This window comes from Prevotella sp. SGI.167 (assembly GCF_050313615.1).
Taxonomy (GTDB): domain Bacteria; phylum Bacteroidota; class Bacteroidia; order Bacteroidales; family Bacteroidaceae; genus Prevotella.
The window spans coordinates 1-2,143 of record NZ_JBNPLT010000082.1 but is presented as its reverse complement, the minus strand read 5'-3'; the positions used below and the strand labels follow the sequence as shown (position 1 = coordinate 2,143).

Genomic DNA, 2,143 nt, shown 5'->3' with positions numbered 1-2,143 from the left:
TTGCGCTGCTAAATTACGAAGAAAATTTGGATTAGCCAAGTATAAGTGGAAAAAGTTTGTACCATCAGCTCTCCTTCAGCAGTTCAATCTCTTCTTCCGTCAAGCCAGTGGCTTGGGTTATTTGATCGATAGGAAGTCCAAGTGACAGAAGGTTTCGGGCGATTTCCAGACTTCGCTGGGACATGCCTTCAGCTCTTCCTTCTTCCTTACCTTCTTCCTTACCTTTCTGGTATCTGTCATCCAGGAGGGTTCTTTCAACGCTTACGGAATCCCAGAACTTGTCATAGGCTCTGAGTTCGGCATCCGAGAAACCGGAAATCTCCAGTTCTTCTACGGCTTTTCCGATCTCTGGATCATTAAGCAGGTCGGCTGGTACTTCCTTCGTATTGGAATTGATTTCTGTGAGGAAACGCAGCCACAGTACCATCATGCGCTTGTCCGCAATGGAATGAGGAGTGAACTTAGGGAGCTCAATGAAGGTGAAATGCAAGCCCTCGATGACCTTATTGCTGTCCTTATCATGTACGATGCGATAGTTGTGGATAAAATCCGGAGTATCATGCGCAAAGATATCATTCACAAGATTCAGGGAATATACAGGTTGGAGTTCACTGTATTTTCCTCCCTTTTTAGCCTGGCTCACATAGAGTTTGGAAGCATTGAACAATACTCGCTGCTGGAATGCGTCAGACCATTCCATCTGCATTTCCACACAGAACTTCCTGCCTCTGATGTCGGTGCAGAGAACATCCACAATGGTATTCTTGCCCCCTTCGAGCTGGGGCACAAGTTCTGTAGGCAGATACTTGATTTCGTGTATCTGCTCCTCGTCGCTGAGTGGCAGGAGGGCGTTCAGGAGACTGATTAGTCTTGTGGGATGATTGCCGAATATCTTCTTGAACGTGAGGTCTGCCTTAGGATCTAAGTACTTCATAACCATCTGTTTTTTAATCTATAGCGCAAAGTTACGACTTTATTTTCAAACCTGCAAGCTTTTCGGGGACTTTTAAAGGTAAAAAAGTAAAAAGGCTATTTAAAGGTAAAAAAGTAAAAAATCTGCGTGACTCCACATAAAAACGCATAAGGGTGTGGCATAAAGTTTCCTCCATATTTATTTCCTGCACAAAAAAAGTTTTTTGCGTGAAAAAGTCTCAAAGTATCATTATTTTGTGAAATATTCTTATAAACAACTGATATTCTGTAATATACACGAATGAGACTTTTTTGATTATTTTACAAGAAGTATCATTAAAGTATCATAAATCCGGAAGAAGTATCATGAAATTCGGCTTTGAGTCGATTTAAAAGACTAAAAAAGAAGTGTCTACTATTCCAGTTTTATAAAATTGAAAGTGTCTATTTTTCCAAGATATAAAGAATGTAAACACAAAATAGGAATAAGAGAAAAGATTGACAAGCAGGATTTGGAAAAACAGCACATAAGGTGGTCTGTTAGAGACCATTAAGCGGTCTATCCTTACCCGTCAAGTGGGCACTCAGGGACCAAGTGTCGGGCATTGAGAGAACAAGTAACGGGCAGTCGTTGCCCGTACGGCGGGCACTGAGTGCCCAAAGCGTCGGATATTTTTTGGGCACTTCTTGCGGGTCGGCAGCTTCGCTATTATGCATGATGCTTTATGGCGATTTTGTGATGCTTCAATGACGGTTTTTATGATACTTCTATCAAATTTATGATACTTCTATGATATTTTTTGTAAAGTAATCCGAAAAGTATCGTTCTTTTATCTTATTGTGTATCAGATGTTTATATCTGAATTTAGTCGAAAAGATGATACTTTGAGACTTTTTTCACGAAAAAACTTTTTCCGTGTGCGTATAAGAAAGGTGGTAAATTTATAAAGTATCTGATCTAATTCCTTATAGATACCTCAAAATTATGTCCCGACGTAGCCTCTACTACATGGCGACGTAATCTTTCCTACGTCCCGACGCAGAGATTCCTGCGTCGTCATGTAATCTTAGATCCACCCCGTCAGGTTTTTCGATCCACCCCGTCCCTCCTTTGACAAAGAGGTGTTTTTTTGCCCCACCTGTCCCTCCCCTGCGGGAGGGTTCTTAATCCCTGACCAAGCCTTTCCCTTAACTATTAAGGGAAAGGATGTAACCGCCCTGCAGTGCTGTC

1 protein-coding gene is annotated in these 2,143 nt (G+C 41.6%); it reads right to left on the bottom strand.

Annotated elements, in window-relative coordinates; translation table 11 throughout:
- Positions 1 to 64 precede the first annotated feature (64 nt).
- Complete coding sequence (locus ACQRBJ_RS15880; protein WP_445304211.1) at positions 65 to 940, bottom strand: Rpn family recombination-promoting nuclease/putative transposase; 876 nt, start codon at positions 938 to 940, stop codon at positions 65 to 67.
- Between the last annotated feature and the right edge of the window lie 1,203 nt (positions 941 to 2,143).

What these genes read in the sequence shown, in the direction of transcription:
- ACQRBJ_RS15880 (WP_445304211.1), bottom strand. Translation starts at nt 940, where the DNA reads ATGGTTATGAAGTACTTAGATCCTAAGGCAGACCTCACGTTCAAGAAG.